Here is an 18,598-nt window from a genome sequence, read left to right as displayed (position 1 = left end):
CTACTCTTCATCTCCCTTTGGCATATACTTTTCAAGATATTCATCTCTGATTCTCTTAAGTTCTGTCTTAGGAAGAATCGTAAGTAATTTCCAACCTATATTTAAAGTTTCTTCGATTGATCTATTTGCTTCGAAACCTTGAGAAACATATTGTTCTTCAAATGCTTCTGCAAACTTAGCAAACTTCTTATCTGTTTCAGATAAAGCAGATTCTCCTAAGATTGCTGATAATTCTTTAGCTTGCTTACCTTGTGCATAAGCTGAGAATAATTGGTTCATTGTATCAGCATGGTCTTCTCTAGTCTTACCTTTACCTATACCTTTATCTTTAAGTCTTGAAAGTGATGGTAATACGTCAATTGGTGGCATAATACCTTTCTTATATAACTCTCTTGAAAGGATAATTTGTCCTTCTGTAATATATCCAGTTAAGTCTGGAATTGGGTGAGTTTTATCTTCTTCAGGCATTGTTAATATTGGAATTTGTGTAATTGAACCACCTCTTCCATTAATTCTACCTGCTCTTTCATATAATGTAGAAAGGTCAGTATATAAGTAACCTGGGTAACCTCTTCTACCTGGAACTTCTTTTCTAGCTGCAGAAACTTCTCTTAAAGCTTCAGCATAGTTAGTTATATCTGTCATGATAACAAGAACGTGCATATCTTTTTCGTATGCTAAGAATTCAGCAGCTGTTAATGCCATTCTTGGTGTAGCTATTCTTTCGATAGCTGGGTCAGAAGCTAAGTTCATAAATAATACAGCATTATCTATAGCACCTGTCTTCTTGAATTCATCAACGAAGAATTGAGATTCTTCGAATGTTATACCTATAGCAGCAAAAACAACGGCAAAGTTAGCATCTGAATTTAAAACAGTCGCTTGTCTTGCTATTTGTGCAGCTAATTGAGCATGTGGAAGACCTGATGCAGAGAACACTGGTAACTTTTGTCCTCTAACAAGTGTATTTAATCCATCAATTGCAGATATACCTGTTTGTATAAATTCTGATGGGTAATTTCTTGATACTGGGTTAATTGCTTCCCCATTTATATCTAATTGCTTTTCTGGTATTATTTTTGGACCGTTATCAATTGGATGACCCATTCCATCAAATACTCTTCCTAGCATATCTTCTGATACACCTAATTGAAGTGGCTTTCCTAAGAATTTAGCCTTAGTTCCTTTTAGGTTAATTCCTGATGATCCTTCGAATAATTGAACCATTGCTTTAGTTCCATTAACTTCTAGAACCTTACCTCTTCTTAATTCACCAGTTTGTAATTCAACTTCAACTAGTTCGTCATACTTAACACCGCTAACTCCTTCAACAACCATTAAAGGACCAACAACTTCTGTAATTGTTCTATACTCCTTAAGCATTAAAGAACCCCTCCTTCGTTGATTAAAGTATCAATGTTAGCTCTTAATTCAGCAGCAATTTCATCCATTCTAGATATGTTATCTTCATGGATATATTTACTTCTTGCAATCTTATCTCTTACTTCTAATTCTAAGATTTTATCTAAGTAAACACCTGCATCTAAAGCTCTTTCAGCTTCTTTTCTGAATAATAATACAAGCTTTAACATTTTGTATTGTTTATCTAATGAAGTATAAGTGTCTATTTCGTGGAAACCATTTTGTTGTAAATAGTCTTCTCTTACAGACTTAGCAACTTCTAATTTTAATCTATCTTTTTCAGATAATGCATCTATACCTACTAAGCTTACGATTTCTTGTAAACCTGATTCTTCTTGAAGTAAAGTCATAGCTTCTTGTCTTAAAACAGACCAATCTTCAGCAACAGTTTTGTTTAAGTAACCATCAACTGTGTCAGAATATAAAGAATATGAGTTAATCCAGTTTATAGCTGGGAAGTGTCTCTTATATGCAAGTTGAGCATCTAATCCCCAGAAAACTTTAACTATTCTTAATGTTGATTGTGTAACTGGCTCTGAAAGGTCTCCCCCTGGAGGTGATACCGCACCAATTGCAGTAACAGCTCCTTGTCTTCCATCTTTACCTAAACAAACAACTTTACCAGCTCTTTCATAGTAATCAGAAAGTCTTGAACCTAGGTATGCTGGATAACCTTCATCCCCTGGCATTTCTTCAAGTCTACCTGACATTTCTCTTAATGCCTCAGCCCATCTTGAAGTAGAGTCAGCCATAATTGATACTGAGTATCCCATATCTCTAAAGTATTCAGCTATTGTTATACCTGTGTATATACAAGCTTCTCTGGCAGCAACTGGCATATTTGAAGTATTAGCTATAAGAACTGTTCTCTTCATTAGAGATTCACCAGTTTTAGGGTCTTTTAATTCTGGGAACTCGTTAAGAACGTCTGTCATTTCGTTACCACGCTCACCGCATCCAACGTAAACAACTATTTCAGCATCTCCCCATTTTGCAATTTGGTGTTGAACAACTGTCTTACCTGCTCCGAAAGGACCTGGTACGGCTGCAGCCCCCCCCTTAGCTACTGGGAAGAATGTATCGATAACTCTTTGACCTGTAGTCATTGGAGCTTCTGGCTTTAATTTTTGTGCATATGGTCTACCTTTTCTTGCAGGCCATTTTTGCATTAATTGAACTTCTCTATCGCCTTTAGCTGTTTCAACAACACAAACTGTATCAACAACTGTGAAATCTCCGCTCTTTATTTCTTTAACAGTCCCTTCTATTCCATAAGGAACCATTATTTTATGTAACACAACAGCAGTTTCTTGAACTGTTCCTATTACATCTCCAGCTTCAACTTTATCTCCAACTGCAACTGTAGGGTTAAAAGTCCAAACTCTTTCTCTATTTAATGAAGTAACTGAAACACCTTTTGTTAAGAATGGTGATTGAGCTACTTTTTCAAATGCATCTAGAGGTCTTTGTATTCCATCAAACATTGACTCTATAAGCCCTGGCCCAAGTTCTATACTTAATGGTTCTCCAGTTGTAACAACTGGGTCCCCTGGCCCTATTCCTGTAGTTTCTTCGTAAACTTGGATAGATGCCTTATCGCCTCTCATTTCAATGATTTCTCCGATAAGACCTTTTTCTCCAACCTTAACCATATCATAAATATTTGCTTCGTCCATTCCTTCAGCAACAACTAAAGGACCTGCAACCTTGATTATTCTTCCGGTCTTCAAATTTCTAACCTGCCTTCCTATAAAATATTTACACCAACAGCTTTTTCTACGCTATCGCTGATTCTCTTTGAACCTATGTTTAGAGTTCCTTGATTACTTGGAATTAAGATTATAGCAGGAAGCATTTGCTTATTGTAACGTTCAATTGTTTCTTCAATAGTTACTGCAACTTGCTCTGTTATGAAGATAACTGCATATCCATTCATAGCCATTCTATCAACAGCGATTCTAGCCTCATCAGCTTCTACAACTGGAAATACATCTATTCCAATAGCTTTGAATGCTAAAACTGAGTCTTTATCACCAACTACACCGATTTTCTTATACATAAATATCACGCAGCCTTTCTCTGATTACTTCCTCAGCAATATTATTAAGCTTTCCTACCATAATAATTCTTATTATTTTAATTTCTGTTTCCTTAGCATAAATGTATGATAAAATTCTTTCTGGCCCAAATGTTACTAGCTTACCAGTTTTCATAAGATCCATAATATAATTATCACTTAACTTTTCTAAAAGATTTGCTGAATTTGTAGCTATATATCCTTCAACACCGTCTTTTATTAAATCAGAATATACACTTGTGCTTAATTTTGAAATAATATTTTCTGGTGTTTCATTTAATATAGATACCAATGTATCTTTACTTATAGATCCACCATTAACTAATACTTCTGAAGCAAATTCTCTTCCTTTGCCTTGCTTTTTAATTCTTAATAAAGTTCTAATATTTGTAGAATCAATAATTGCATTTACAAGTTTATCTGTAAACTTATAATTTAAAGATTTCTTTATTTCTACTAATTCTTTAAACATATATCTATCTACTATAATATCAATATTTTGAGGATCTTTGTTTACTTCAAAATCAGCTATAACTTCTAGAACTGCTTTTTCAACATTTCCTTTTAAGTCTCTGAAATTATCTGTATCAATTTTTCTCTTTAAATCACTTAAATCTTCTTTTCCTAAATCTATTAGCATATTTGAAAAATCTTTATTTAAGAATTTTCCCTTTAATAAAACCTTAATATTATGGTATTTATATTTAATGCTCATTAAATCTACGATTTCTTTTACTGGGCATAGTTCATAAACTAATTTGTAAACTCTCTTAAGTTCAGTGCTTAGAATTTCTTCGTAATCAGCCGCTCTTTTTACATTACCCATTATATTTGCATACTCAGTTTCCCCAAGTATTTTTAAAACCTCATCAGCAGAATTAGCTTCTAACATTCTTTCTACTTTGGCCTTATCAAGGAGTCTTGTTTCCAATACCCAAATTCTTGAAAGAGCTTGAGTAAATTGCATTACATCCATACTACCCCTCCTTAATTAAATAACACCTTTGCCACTTCAAACTCTAACTCATCTCTTAATGAGCTTACTAAAGCTTCATAAGTGCTATTTATTTCTATGCCGTTATTTTCTAAGATGAAACCACCTTTAAAGTTACCAGCAGTTTCACTTAAAGTAATTTCTGCATTTACCTTTTTATTTAATTCTTCAATGAAAGCTGCATCTACAAACTTTAATCCTGTTTCATTTAAAATTAATGTTTGCTTTCCAGTTAAATTCATTGATGAAATTGTATTTTTTACAAAGTTTAAGAACTCTTCTTTAGATAACTTTGTTAATTTATCTATGCTCTTTTCAAAAACTTCATCTATGATTTCTTGCTTAGCTGCTAATTTGTTATTTCTAACCTTTAGTTTAGCGCTAGAAATTACTCTTTCTTTTTTAGATTTAGCTTCAACTTCAGCTTTATCTAAAATTTCTTGTGCAATTTCATTTGCACTGCTTACTTTTTTAGAAATAATTTTGTTCTTTTCTTCAGTAGCAGTTGCTAAGATATTTTCCTTTCCAGCTTCTGCATCCTTAAGGATTTTAGAAGTTATATTCTTTACATTTGACATAATTTATATCTCCAATCTTATATTGACGCTAATTTCATATTGCCATGTAAAATTACATTGCTACACTTACTAGCATGAATGATATAACGAATCCTAATAATGCATAAGTTTCAACCATCGCTGATAAGATGATACCTTTAGTATTGTGTTCTGGTCTCTTTGCTAATATTTGAATACCTGAAGCAGCAACTCTACCTTGAGCTATAGCTGAGAATAAACCTGCTAAAGCTACTGGTAAACAAGCACCTACTAAGTATAAACCTTGTTCTAAAGACATTCCTGAAGACATCTTAGTGTATGCAACGAAACCAACAACGAAACCATATAAACCTTGTGTACCTGGTAATAATTCTAATACTAACGCTTTACCGAACTTTTCTGGTTCTTCTGTAACTAATCCTGAAGCTGCTTCCCCAACTAATCCAACACCTTTAGCTGAACCTATACCTGCTAATCCAACTGCTAATGCAACTCCTAGTGCTGCAAAAATTAATCCACCATTATTTTCCATAAAAAATTGTATCCATGTATTCATTTTAAAATCCTCCTAGTTTTCTTTTAAATTCATATATTTTTCTGATGCTTTGAATGGAGTAAATGCTCTTCCTCCACCTTCATAGAATTTTGAGAAATATTCTACGTATTGTAATCTTGCCGTATGAACGTATGCTCCTAATAACCCAAGTAATAAGTTAAATATATGAGCTGCTACGAATACAAATGGTATAAGTACTATAAATGGTCCAGTTAATGATTTCATTAAAAGATTTAATGCCATCGCAATACTTCCACCTGATAATCCTAATGCCATAAGTCTTGTATATGAAACTAAGTCACCAATATAACCTGTTATTCCATATAAAGCATATAAACCTTGCCCTATTTGAGCACCTTTTGTCTTTTCAGCTCTACCACCAGTTAATACTATAACTAACATACCAAATATCATTGCTGCAATTGCAATATATTTAATTACTGATGGCCATCCAAGCATTATACAACCAGCTAATACACCAATTGATATTAAAGTTATAAGCCATGAACCAACATCATAAAATGCATCTTTTGGTTTTCCAGCTTTAATTAAACTATAAGCTTTTACAAATAATCCAAAGAATATTTGTATAACACCAAATACTATTGAAGCAACTAAAAGTGTATTAACATCTTTCGTTGGATTTATAAGTCCTGGTATTTTTACTGCATCTCCAAAGAATGATCCATAAATTAAACCTATAACTATAGTAGGTATACTTAAGAATAAGAAGAATCTAGCGAAGTCTTGATTTTTCTTATTTAATTTTAAGAATTTCATTGCACAGAATGCAGCAATTAACATTACTAATCCGTATCCAACATCTGCTACCATCATACCAAAGAATATTAAATAGAATGGTACTAATAATGGAGTAGGATCTACTTCATTATATTTTGGTAAACTATACATTTCTGTTACAGATTCAAATGTTTTGTTAAGTAGTCCATTTTTAAGTTTAACTGGAACTTCATCTATCTCATCTTCTTTTACATCTTCAAATGATATGTAATAATCATCTTTTAAAACTTCTTTACATATTTTTTGAAGTTGTTCATTTTTCTCTACTCCACACCATCCTTGAATAGTAACAGTATTAGTAGTTCTTAAGAAGTTATTTGATGCTTTATATCTTAAAACAGCATTTGTAAGATAATCATAAACTAACTTCATCTTTTTGTAGTCTTCTTCAAAAGAAGCTACTTCTTCTTTTACAAAGAATATTTTAGATTTTAATTCTTCTATTTCATGAGCATGATTTGTAATAACTACTTGTGGTATTTCATCAAACTCTGATTTAAATGAACTAAATCCAAATCCTCTTAAAAGATTTAATACTTCATCATGTCTTTCTTTTAAAGCCACGACTACTATATTTATGTCGTTATTACCTCTTGAAATAATCTCAACATACTCAGCATCTAAACTTTCATTAAGTTGTGCTTCATATTGCTTTGAAATACTTCCAACAAAAGTTGATACTGCATTTAGCTCATTTAGAGCTTCAAAAGAAATATCTAAGGCTTGCCATGGAGTTAAAACTTCAATTTCGCCTTCTAGCTTAGTAATCTTGCTTTCTAAGCTGTGAAGCTCATCTTCCTTTTCCTTAACTTTGCTATAGATTTCATGCCAGTTAATATTTTTAACTGCTTTTTCTAACTCATCAATAGTTAAGTATTCCTTGTCATCCTCTAATGCTTTTAATCCTGACTTTTTAGGCATATAGCTAGTTAAAAAGTCTAGAGTAGTTTTAGCCTTTGATAAATCTTCTTCATACTTTGCTATATTTGAATCTACCTCATCTTTTGAAAGAGACTGTAAAACTTCATTAGCTTCTAATAAATTTTCATCTTGTAAGTTTATAAACTCTACATTTGAAAATCCTTGTAGTCTACGAAGAAGCTCTTCTTTCTTTGATTCAAAGGTTAGCAAAGTGAATTTGTTCATCTTAACTATTGCCATGAATCTTCACTATCCTCTCAACAACTATATTAATAGCATTATCTTTTACTTCTTGAGACATATTACGTATAGCCTCTATGTCTTTTTCACCCATATTTAAAATAGGTTGTGCACTGCTATTTCCTTCTTCTAAAGCCGCATTTAATAAATTATTAGCTTTTATTTTAGCACCATTTATTATTTCGTCATATTTGACTTCTGCTTCTTTAGCTGCATCACTAACAATTTCTTTTGCTTTTTGCTTAGCTTCTGAAATTATTAATTCTGCTTTTTTTTCAGCTTCTTTTATCTCATTAATTGCCTCTAATGCCAAAGTCTCACCACCTTTACTATATACAAGTTGGATAATATAAATATTAATACTTTATATAGTATTAATTACTTTTTATCTCTTTATTAATTATACACTGTTTTTACAATTTTTCAACTTTTTTTTGTTAACATTTCCTAAACAACATTTTAATATTACAATAATTATTCATTTTCCAAAAAATCTATTTGTTTTTTATATACTTTTCATAATATTAATTCTGTTTTACTTTTTTAGTTATATCAATCATTTCACCTTCATATGAACATAGGAAATATACCTTTTCCCTATTTATACAATTATTTTGTATAAAATCATCTATATTTATAACAAAACTTTCAATGTAGTAATCTTTAAAAGAGTATTCCTCTCTAAGCAGATCCTTAATTTCATTTTCAGCTTTCTTTTCTAATCCTTTTCCTAAAAACTCAGGCATTCCCCTCCTTTTATTAAACATTAAATAATCATATTTTATTATATCTCTTAATATTTCACTATCTAACTTTGTTATATCCATATTAAAATCTAAAAATACTTTATAATACTCACTATTTCCTATATTTCTATCAAAGTATCCTTTTTTATCAAAATAATTTCCTAATTCTAAATAAAAATCATATGGAGTTTCAAAGCTTTTTATTAAATATTTTATTATGTTGTTGAATTTTTGAGAGTTATAATATTTATCAACCATACTTTCTACTTTTTTTAATATTAAAAGTTCATCATATGATATATCATTAGTTTGTAATATTTCATATGGAGGATATGGAGAATACTTCATTCCATACTCTTCAGCTTCTTCTCTCATAGAAGATCCTCTAAGTAATTTTAAAAATCCTAACTGGATTTCTTCTGGTCCTATACTATAAACATCATTAAATGATTTTTTAAATGATACTATATCTTCTCCTGGCAAGCCTGCTATTAAGTCTAAATGTTGCTTAATATTTTTAATCTCAAGCAATTCAACTACCTTTTCTTTTATATCACTAAAATTAACAAATCTATTTATTTTATTTAACACCTCATCATTAGTTGTTTGTACACCTACCTCAAATTGGAATCTATCCTTTGGCGCTTTTCTTAACAACTCTAATTCCTGTGGTTTTAATATATCTGCAGAAATTTCAAAATGGAATTGTGTATTAGTATCTGCATTTATTAAGAATTCCCATATAGCCATTGAAAATTTAAAATTACAATTAAATGTTCTATCAACAAACTTAACTAATCTAACTTTTTTATTTATAAAATATTGTAATTCCTTTTTAACTCTTTCTATATTTAAAAATCTCACACCATGTGTAGTGGAAGAAAGACAATATTTACAATTAAAAGGACAACCTCTAGAAGCTTCATAGTATACTATTTTATTATCTAAATTTTCATCTTCCTTATATGGAAACACTATTTCATCCATATTCATAAGTGGTCTATTACCGTTACTAATAACTTCATTATTTTCCTTAAAGTACAGGCCTCTAATATCCCTTATACTTCTAGCTCCAAGTAAATATTCTACAAACTCCCTATAAGTTTTTTCTCCCTCTCCTTGAATTACATAATCTCCAGAAAGTTCTTTTAGTATATTTAAACTATCATAAGAAACTTCAGGCCCACCATAAACAATTTTTATATTCTCGTCCACTAACTTTATTAAATTTGATAACCTTTTAACTATTTCTATATTCCAAATATATGTTGAAAAAGCTACTACATCTGCTTTTTCTTTAATTATCTCCTCTAATATTTTTTCATCTCTATCATTTATTGAAAATTCTCTTATTTGGCATTCATAATCCATATCCTCCGTAAACGCCTTTAAATATCTAACCGCTAAATTGCTATGAACAAATTTTGAATTTATAGCTGTTAATAATACCTTCATTTTTTTCTTCCTTTCGTTTAATTACTTTATTTTTTCACCTCTTACAAAAAAAATGTCTTCCCAAACTTTTTCTTCTTTTATATCATATATATCACTCAACATTCTTTTTGTATCATCTATATTTGATTTAGAGAGCGGGTTTAAATTTTTAAACTCAAACTCCTTTATTTTTCCTGATGGTAATACTGCCATAACCTTATTATTTGATACTTCACCAATTTCTTTATTTATATCCCATATATATATTTCTCCTCCAACCTTAACTAACTTACTAGCTTCTCTAATTAAATTAACTTTATTAGACTCCCTCCATATGCTGCTTAAATAAAAAAACACTGTACAAGTATCATACTCTCCATAAGTATTTTTTTCATCAATTGTACCTTCTAATAAATCTACTGAGACTTCATCTATAGTATCTTTTGAAATATTATATATTACACCATAACTTTCTCCAACGTCTAATACATCTCCTGTTAATTTTATATTGCTTAAGTTTAATATAATTGTTTTTCCCATAAATACCACACCCCTAAAATAAAAAAATTTTAATTCTTTATAAATTTTACTATCATGTTTGTATAATTATGTAAATTATTTTAAGTTAAATCATATTTTTTATTATGTATTCAGATTTTGTAGTATTTATTCTTACTCATGTATATTACCTCATTTATCTATATTAATGCAAAAAAATATTTTGAAAATAAATTTCAAAATATTTTTATGTTACTATTTATTTTTTTCTAATCTTAATTTTATACATTAGAGCTATTATTATTGACATTACAAAAACTATAATAAATATCCAAATTACATTTGGTAAATTGAATATAGTTGTATTTACTTGGCCACCTATCTTGTATAAACAACCCCCTTTACTATCCAATATATATATATTTGCATCATTATATCTTATTTTTTCTACATGACTTTCCTTATCTAATGCTAATATTGCTTTTGATGCATCATCTTCAGTTAAAACATATATATAGTTTTCTACATTATCTGCAAATATTACCGTATCCTTAGGAAAACATTTTCCTTCATAGTCAATAGTTAATCCACTTAGAGCAGATACTTTATCATGCTGATATCTAGGCGCTAAAGTAACTTCTGTTGGATGATTAGCTATAACAAATGATAACTTGTTAGTTCCATCTGAAAATCTTGGAGATGTAATAGGATCTCCTCCACTGAAATCTGGCCATCCATACCAAGCTTTTTCTTTTATATCATATATATAATCCACATCATCTTTAACAGATCTGACTCCATTATCTTCCATACCTCCAACTATAGCTGTTAACTTTCCTATACTATTTACTGCTAACCCTTCAACATTTCTAATCCCTGTAGCATATGTTATAAATTCTTTGCTATTTAAGTCGTATCTCAAAATACTTGCGTTACTCAAAGCATTTTCCTTAATTTTCTGTCCTTCAGTAATGCCTTCCCCAAAGGGTGTAAATGCATAATTGTTACTATACCCTATTCCAGTCGACTCCCACTCAAAAGATGCTTTATCCTCATTTTTATTATTCTCATCAACAACTCCAGAATTAGTATTGGATCCTATACTCACATATAAATACTCTCCATTCAAAATAATATTTGTTTTGTAATTAAGCCCATTATTAGGTAAACCATTAATTAACTCTGTATATTGCTCCTTATTTACATCGTACAATAGCACTCTATTATCACTTGCAATTATAATATCATCATTATAGCAAGCTATATCATATATATTTAAACACTTATCATAAAGTAAAATTTCCTCTTTATTATCCTTATTGATCATCTTAATAGTATTTTTAAATGCTATGTATAAGTTATTTTCTTTATCAAAGTCAAAAGAAACTGCACCCTCTAAACCTTTTGTATTTATAGACCAATCTACATTTTTATAAATAAGATTTAAATCATATCTATTACTAAGTTTATAAATTCCAAATGATAAAGTCACAATTATTATTGAAAATACTACAAACTTTAAAAATCGCCACATTACTCCCTCCCCCTTTATATTTTTATTTATATTTTCATACTAATAAAATATTACTTAATAATTAAATAATAACTAGTTAATATCATATTATCTTGTTTTACCGAATAAGTATTAATGTAATTCACTACAAGTTTTATACTAAAAAATTCATTTTGAAAGTAGACTTACAAACTTTACTTAAGGGGGCTAATTAACTTTGGAGAAAGATATATTTTTTAAAAATTCATTTTTTCTTACAGCAGCTAATATAACAACCGGAATACTAGGCTTCATTTTCTCTATGTACTTGAATAATTTAGCTGGACCTGAAGGAGTTGCTCTTTATGGTTTAGTAATGCCTGTATACAACCTGTTTATTTGCTTAATGACTGCAGGTATTATAGCTGCTATTTCTCAACGAGCTGCAATATATAGCTCAAAAGGAGAATATAATAATTTATTTAAAACTATTCGTTCTGTTGCTTTCTTTAACATAATTTGGTCTATTGTTATAGGATTTTTAGTTTTTTTTCTAGCTCCATACATAAGTCAATATGGTATAAAAGATGCAAGAACATTAAATGCTATTAAAGTAACTTGTCCTGCAATGGTATTTATTGCCCTTTCTAATATATTGAAAGGATTCTTTTATGGGACATCTAAAATTACAGTACCTGCTATTGTAGATATCTCCGAAAAAGCTATGAGAATTATAACTATCACTTTATTAATTTATATTTTCAAATCTCAAACATTATCATCTATTGTAACTTTAGCTTATGTATCACTGGCATTAGGAGAATTGCAAAGCTTATTATTATTATTTTGCTATTATAAATACACTAAAAAGAGAATGCCTTCTAGTAATGAAATACCTGAAAGTAGAGCTCAGCTAATTTTTAATGTATTAATAATATCTTTACCTTTATGTTTAAATGGATTTTTAGGAAATGCATTTTCAACAATTTCAACATTAATTGTGCCAAGACAATTAGTAGCATCTGGACTTGATTACAGTTCTGCTCTTAATCTAATTGGTAGGTTTAATGGAATGGCTTTAACTATAGTTACCTTTCCTCTTATAGTTGTTAATTCAATCAACACATTACTTGTTCCAGATTTATCTCAAACTATAAGTAGTGGTGATTATTATAATGCTTCTACAAGAATTAAGACTATTTTGAAAGTCGCATTTTTATTAGGTATGGCTACTACTATTATATGTCAGTTAATTCCTGATTCATTAGGTCAAATGTTTTTCCAAAGAGATGACTTAGGTCTATATATTAGGCTTTCTTCTTTATCAGCACCTATTTTCTTTGTAGCTAATACAATGTTTGGAATTTTAAATGGATTGAATAGACAAAGTATCATTTTAAGAAACTCTATAATTGTTTCTGTTACCGAAATATTATGCCTTTACTTCTTTACTGCAATACCAAGTATAAATATTTTCTCTTACATTATAACAATATTTATTACATCTACTCTAGGTTTAATAATAAACCTACATGAAGTAAAGAAACATATTGAATTAAATTTATCCATTTATAATATAATTATTTTTTCCCTTATAGGGATATTAGTTTATTTAATGTTAAATTTACTTACAACTAGATTGTTAGATGGTTTATTTTTAAGCAAAAATTTAATTATTATCACTTTAACCTTTGGTATTTTTGCATATCTAAGCAGATTTGGACTAGATGAAGATTAATATACTCAATAAGAAAAGCCTGAAATTTTCAGACTTTTCTTATTAATACTATTTGTATCCTATAGCTTTCTTTACTCTATTTCCAAAATCTTTATCAGCTTTTGGAAAATTAGCTATTACTCTATCTTGAATATCTTTTTTTACATCTTTCAAATCACAAACTATATTATAAAATTTATCATTTGATGCTTCTATTCCTGGAACTAAATTGGATGGTACAAATGCTGCTTGATTCGTCTCTTCAAAAAAGTTATCTGGATTTCTATCTAATGTCATTCTTTAAAACTTTTTATTGTACCTAAATCTGAATATAAAAAAGTAATCATATTTGTTGACTCAGGATTAAGGCCTATAAAATCCCAAAACCTATTTAAATCTGTTACTCCAGTATCTGGAGATGGTTTAAAGGCGTGAATCATATCTGGAAATTTAATAGCATCTCTTATAAAAAAAACTGGCAAATGATTTTCTACTAAATCATAATTTCCATCATCTGTGTAAAACTTTACTGCAAATCCCCTAGGGTCTCTTGCTGTGTCTACCGAACCCTCTGACCCTATAACAGTAGAAAATCTAACAAAGACAGGTACTTTTTTATTTTCTTCAGTAAAAACTTTAGCAATTGTATAATCTTTCATAGAATTTGTAACTTCAAAATAACCATGTGCTCCTGACCCTTTAGCATGCACTACTCTTTACGGAATTCTTTCACGATCAAATGCTGCAAGTTTATCAACTAAATTAGTATCTTTTAATAAAACCGGTCCATCTTCTCCAACTGTTAAGGAGCTAGTATCATTAAATATGGGTGCTCCAGTATCAGTATTTAGATTGCAGTTTTTTGATTCTCTTTTCCCTTTCATATACTCTCCCCAAAAAACATTTCTTATTTATATAATATTCAAATACTTACTTTTTAGTTAATACTAAAAAAGCTCATCATCTTACTATAAGATGATGAACTTCTAACAATTCTATTCTACATATTTTTTCTTAAAAATCTTGGTAATAAAGTAAATAATCTAGGTGAAATCATATCTAAATCTTTTTTGCTTATACCCCCAAAGAAAATTAAAGCAACTAAATATATCAATCCACCAACTCCTATAAGGATTAATACAATAAAACAAATTGTAATTCTTCCTCTTCCAATAATATTCATAATTCTATCAATTGGAATTCTACAAACAAAAATCCCTAAAGCCATAAGTGCTGAAGATATAGTAGGTATAATTGCTAATTTTAATATAGGAATTTTCATTTTAAAAATCCTTTTAAGTCTTCTATGATTTATAATTACAGGAACTAAAAATGCAAAAAAGCTTGCAAAAATTGCTCCTAATATATTTATATCTTTTATAGAAACCAAGAAATAATTAATAATAAATTTAATTACTATACTTAAAAAAGCTGTACTTAATACCAAATACACTTTATTAATACCTTGTAATATAATATTTTGAATTGCAGATATAGACATAAATATTAATACAACTGAACCATATTTCAATAACTCATATCCAGCTGTTGTATTAAATAGCATTAAGTATATTTCTTTACTTAACATAGATAACCCTACTGCTGCTGGTATAGTTATTAAATAAGTTATCTTAAAACTATACGCCATCTGAGCCTTTAATTCTTTTCTATTCCTTTGTGTATATGCTTGTATTATCTTAGGAAATATTGCAGCACTTAATGCTGTAACTAATGCAAAAGGTACATTCATTAATGTATTATAATAACCTAATACACCGTATAACCTTCTTGATTCTATATTTGAAAATCCTGCTGCAAGCAATCTTGATTTAACATTTATAGTATCAACAAGACTTCCTGCATTTTGCAATCCAGCTACCATTATTATTGGTACTCCGTAAAATAGAAGCTTCTTTAATATTTTTTTGTTACTTATATACTTTTCAGATTTATTTTCTATTTCAGCTTTTCCTTCATAGTCAAGTTTATCATACATTATTAATATGAATATTAAAGCTGCAATTGCTCCTATTGTAGTTCCTACTGTTCCACCTGCACTACCCCATTCAATACTAATTTGAATAAACACATATGCGAATATTAAACTTAATACTATATTAACTATTTGCTCAAGCACTTGAGATATCGCTAATGTTTTCATATCTTCTGTACCTTGCATATAACCTCTATATGTTGCTAATATACAACTAAAAAATACTGTAGGAGCTAAAAATCTTAATGATAAAGCTGCTTCTGACCACTCTGTTCCGGAAGCAATAATCTCAGCTAAAGCTATAAATGCTATTGTAATAATAGCACCTATAATAGCCAAGTATGTTCTTGCAACCTTCATAGCTCTTAAGGCATCTTCATGATGCCCTTGAGCTCTTAATTCTGATACAACCTTCGCAACTGCTGGTTGTGCTCCTAAACTAGTAATAGCTAATATAAAAACAAAATATGAATAACTTGCATTATATATTCCAATTCCATCTTGCCCTATAATAGCATTTAATAATGGTATATATGCCGCTGATAATACTTTAACAAGTATCCCTGCTACAGATAAGATAAGAAAACTACGACCTACTGACTTTTCTTCCATAACTTTCCCCTTTATACCTTCTTATATCGTAAATTTAAATACATCCTTCTTTATCTTCTTAAACATTGGTGGAAGTGATTCTGCTATTGTCTTATTTTTTAAATATTCTAGCTTTCCATCTGCTCCCTTAAATATAAGTTTATATGCATAAAGGAACTGATAATTCAATCCAAACTTATTATCAAAGAATGAATTTAACTTTCTATCTCCATATTTAAAATCACCTATTATAGGATTTCCTAAGTGACTTAAATGTGCTCTAATTTGATGACTTCTACCTGTAATAAGATCAATTTCAAGTAATGAATATGCTCCATTTGTTTGAACTGTTTTTACTTCCATAGAAATTTCTTTTGTATTAGGCTTCTTTTCATCATATACTTTTGATATGTTTTCATTTTCATTTTTTGAGATATAACCTTTATATATTCCGTCTTTGATTTTTCCTTTTACTAAAGCATTATAATATTTTTTTACCTTACCTTCTCTTATCATCTCATTCATTGTTCTTAATGATTCAAAATTCTTACCGAATATAACAACACCTGAAGTATTTCTATCTAATCTATTACATGGTGCTGGCGTAAATGTCTTTTCCTTCTCTGGTAAATAGTCACCTTTTCCATGTAGGTATGATAGTACGTAGTCAGTAAGTGAAGGTTGCGCACCTTTTTGGTCTGGATGAACTAAAACGCCAGGCCATTTTTCAACAATTAATATATTATCATCTTCATATGTAACCATAAGTCCACTATAATTTACTTTTATAAATGAATCTTCTTTCTTCTCTTGCTTACTTTGGATATATCTTATTTCAATAACATCTCCTAATTCTAGAGAATAATTTTCTTTTTTCTTTACTCCATTTACTCTTATATCACCTTTTCTTAATGCCTTAAATATAGCACTTAAAGGTACATCCTTTAAATATTTTCTCAAAAACTTATCTAGTCTTTGACCTGCCTCATTTGTTCCTATTTCAATTTTCAAAAAATCAACTCCTATATTATGTATATGAAACAACTCTTCTTTATTCAATCAGAGTTGTAAATTCATCTTGCTAAATCAAAGATTTAGAGATTCATTTATGAAACAACTCTTCTTTATTCAATCAGAGTTGTAAATTCATCTTGCTAAATCAAAGATTTAGAGATTCATTTATGAAACAACTCTTCTTTATTCAATCAGAGTTGTAAATTCATCTTGCTAAATCAAAGATTTAGAGATTCATTTATGAAACAACTCTTCTTTATTCAATTAGAGTTGTAAACTTATATTTCTTAGACAATTTCCCATTATATTAGATTAATATTATTTTTTTAAGTTGTCAAATAATTTATAGCAACCTCACATTGAATTGCTACTCCAATAGGTAATGCATCTTCATCTATGTCAAATAAACTATTATGTGCTGGATGTATTATTCCTTTTTCTTCATTTCTAATTCCTAAAAAATAAAATACTGATGGTACTTCATTTGCAAAATAAGCGAAGCTTTCTACTCCTAACTTAGGATTCTTTTGTAACTTAACATTTTCAGCTCCTATAATGTTTTTTGCAGAATCCTCTAATATTTTTACCATATTATCATCATTATACAAACATGGATATGATTCCTCTATTTCAATCTCTGCACTCCCCCTAAAAGTTGTACACACACCATTTACAATTTCTTTTAATCTTACTTTTGCAAACTCTCTATCTTCATTTGTCATAGTTCTTATTATTCCACCTAATTTCACTTCATTAGGTATTATATTTTGTGCTGTTCCACCATGGATACTACCAATTGTTACAACCGCTGGATTAACAGGTTTTATCTCCCTACTAACTATGCCTTGCAGAGAAGTAACAACATGACTTGCCATAACTATTGGATCAACAGCTGTATCAGGATAAGCTCCATGTCCACCTGAACCTTTTATTGTGATATTAAAGGGATTAGATGCGGCATTTACCGTTCCTCTTCTAACCATTATCATTCCTACATCTAATGTTTCTTCAACATGTAATCCACACATAACATCTACAGTAGGATTCGTTAAAACACCTTCTTCTATCATTACTCTCGCTCCACCAGTAGTTTCCTCTGCTGGTTCAAATATTAACTTTACAATCCCATTAAATTTATCTTTATTTTTATTTAATAACTTTGCTACACCTAATAAAATTGTAGTATGTCCATCATGTCCACATGCATGCATCTTTCCACTAACCTTTGATGCATAACTACAACTTTTTTTATCCTGCATTGGTAATCCATCAATATCTGCTCTTAAGCCAATTACCCTATTATTTTCACCTTCTTTAGTACCTTTTATAATACCACATACACCAGTACCAGCAAATTCTTTAAATTCTATACCTTCTTTTGCTAAAAAATCTTTTATAAATTTAGATGTATTAGTTTCTTCAAATCCCAATTCTGGATATTGATGCAAGGTCCTTCTTATTTCTATTAATTCATCTTTAATATCGTTTGCTTCCATATCAAAACTTTTCATAAACTAAAAACTTCTCCCCAAAAAAATTTACAGG

At 29.5% G+C, this 18,598-nt stretch carries 16 protein-coding genes and 1 pseudogene; 1 reads left to right on the top strand and 16 read right to left on the bottom strand.

Features of this window, described 5'->3' with window-relative positions:
• The 11 genes from I2E98_RS07000 to I2E98_RS06950 form a co-directional block, all read right to left on the bottom strand.
• Complete coding sequence (locus I2E98_RS07000) at nt 1-1,383, bottom strand: V-type ATP synthase subunit B (protein ID WP_195468238.1); 1,383 nt, start codon at nt 1,381-1,383, stop codon at nt 1-3.
• Nucleotides 1,383-3,152, bottom strand: coding sequence for a V-type ATP synthase subunit A (locus I2E98_RS06995; protein WP_195468237.1), 1,770 nt, complete (start codon nt 3,150-3,152; stop codon nt 1,383-1,385). Before I2E98_RS06995 ends, I2E98_RS07000 begins: the two co-directional genes overlap by 1 nt.
• A gap of 17 nt (nt 3,153-3,169) precedes the next feature.
• Nucleotides 3,170-3,481, bottom strand: a complete 312-nt coding sequence (locus I2E98_RS06990) for a V-type ATP synthase subunit F (RefSeq protein ID WP_195468236.1) — start codon at nt 3,479-3,481, stop codon at nt 3,170-3,172.
• Entirely contained in the window at nt 3,474-4,475 is a 1,002-nt protein-coding gene (locus I2E98_RS06985; protein WP_195468235.1) for a V-type ATP synthase subunit C, read from the bottom strand. Before I2E98_RS06985 ends, I2E98_RS06990 begins: the two co-directional genes overlap by 8 nt.
• Nucleotides 4,476-4,486: 11 nt before the next feature.
• A complete protein-coding gene (locus I2E98_RS06980) occupies nt 4,487-5,071 on the bottom strand; it encodes a V-type ATP synthase subunit E family protein (protein ID WP_195468234.1) in 585 nt (194 codons plus the stop codon).
• A 52-nt stretch (nt 5,072-5,123) separates the two neighbouring features.
• Nucleotides 5,124-5,606 (bottom strand): V-type ATP synthase subunit K, encoded by a 483-nt coding sequence (locus I2E98_RS06975; protein ID WP_195468233.1) that lies wholly within the window; start codon nt 5,604-5,606, stop codon nt 5,124-5,126.
• A gap of 12 nt (nt 5,607-5,618) precedes the next feature.
• Nucleotides 5,619-7,568 carry a V-type ATP synthase subunit I gene (locus I2E98_RS06970; RefSeq protein WP_195468232.1) on the bottom strand — a complete coding sequence of 650 codons (1,950 nt, stop codon included), beginning with the start codon at nt 7,566-7,568 and terminating at the stop codon, nt 5,619-5,621.
• Nucleotides 7,555-7,881 (bottom strand): ATPase, encoded by a 327-nt coding sequence (locus I2E98_RS06965; RefSeq protein WP_195468231.1) that lies wholly within the window; start codon nt 7,879-7,881, stop codon nt 7,555-7,557. Before I2E98_RS06965 ends, I2E98_RS06970 begins: the two co-directional genes overlap by 14 nt.
• 211 nt (nt 7,882-8,092) lie before the next feature.
• On the bottom strand, nt 8,093-9,769 hold the full coding sequence (locus I2E98_RS06960) for a B12-binding domain-containing radical SAM protein (RefSeq protein WP_195468230.1): 1,677 nt from the start codon (nt 9,767-9,769) through the stop codon (nt 8,093-8,095).
• Between the two features lie 21 nt (nt 9,770-9,790).
• Nucleotides 9,791-10,288 (bottom strand): hypothetical protein, encoded by a 498-nt coding sequence (locus I2E98_RS06955; protein ID WP_195468229.1) that lies wholly within the window; start codon nt 10,286-10,288, stop codon nt 9,791-9,793.
• A 217-nt stretch (nt 10,289-10,505) separates the two neighbouring features.
• The gene (locus I2E98_RS06950) at nt 10,506-11,780 is read right to left on the bottom strand and encodes a PQQ-dependent sugar dehydrogenase (protein ID WP_195468228.1); all 1,275 of its coding nucleotides are present in this window, start codon (nt 11,778-11,780) and stop codon (nt 10,506-10,508) included.
• Nucleotides 11,781-11,976: 196 nt separating this feature from the next.
• On the opposite strand from I2E98_RS06950, the gene spoVB reads away from it, so the two are divergent.
• Nucleotides 11,977-13,476, top strand: a complete 1,500-nt coding sequence (gene spoVB / locus I2E98_RS06945; protein WP_195468227.1) for a stage V sporulation protein B — start codon at nt 11,977-11,979, stop codon at nt 13,474-13,476.
• 48 nt (nt 13,477-13,524) lie between these two features.
• On the opposite strand, the gene I2E98_RS06940 is transcribed toward spoVB, so the two are convergent.
• The 5 genes and pseudogenes from I2E98_RS06940 to I2E98_RS06920 form a co-directional block, all read right to left on the bottom strand.
• Nucleotides 13,525-13,752 carry a catalase gene (locus I2E98_RS06940; protein ID WP_195468226.1) on the bottom strand — a complete coding sequence of 76 codons (228 nt, stop codon included), beginning with the start codon at nt 13,750-13,752 and terminating at the stop codon, nt 13,525-13,527.
• Nucleotides 13,749-14,339 (bottom strand): annotated as a pseudogene (locus I2E98_RS06935) (catalase). Before I2E98_RS06935 ends, I2E98_RS06940 begins: the two are co-directional and overlap by 4 nt.
• Before the next feature lie 116 nt (nt 14,340-14,455).
• Entirely contained in the window at nt 14,456-16,060 is a 1,605-nt protein-coding gene (locus I2E98_RS06930; RefSeq protein WP_195468225.1) for a polysaccharide biosynthesis protein, read from the bottom strand.
• Between the two features lie 21 nt (nt 16,061-16,081).
• On the bottom strand, nt 16,082-17,050 hold the full coding sequence (locus tag I2E98_RS06925) for an RluA family pseudouridine synthase (RefSeq protein ID WP_195468224.1): 969 nt from the start codon (nt 17,048-17,050) through the stop codon (nt 16,082-16,084).
• A gap of 329 nt (nt 17,051-17,379) precedes the next feature.
• Nucleotides 17,380-18,564, bottom strand: a complete 1,185-nt coding sequence (locus I2E98_RS06920) for a M20 family metallopeptidase (protein ID WP_195468223.1) — start codon at nt 18,562-18,564, stop codon at nt 17,380-17,382.
• Nucleotides 18,565-18,598 lie beyond the last annotated feature (34 nt).

It is taken from the genome of Clostridium sp. D43t1_170807_H7, assembly GCF_015555905.1.
In the GTDB taxonomy this organism is placed as follows: domain Bacteria; phylum Bacillota; class Clostridia; order Clostridiales; family Clostridiaceae; genus Clostridium.
The sequence above is the reverse complement of the archived record's forward strand: the minus strand, read 5'-3'. Positions and strand labels throughout refer to the sequence as shown.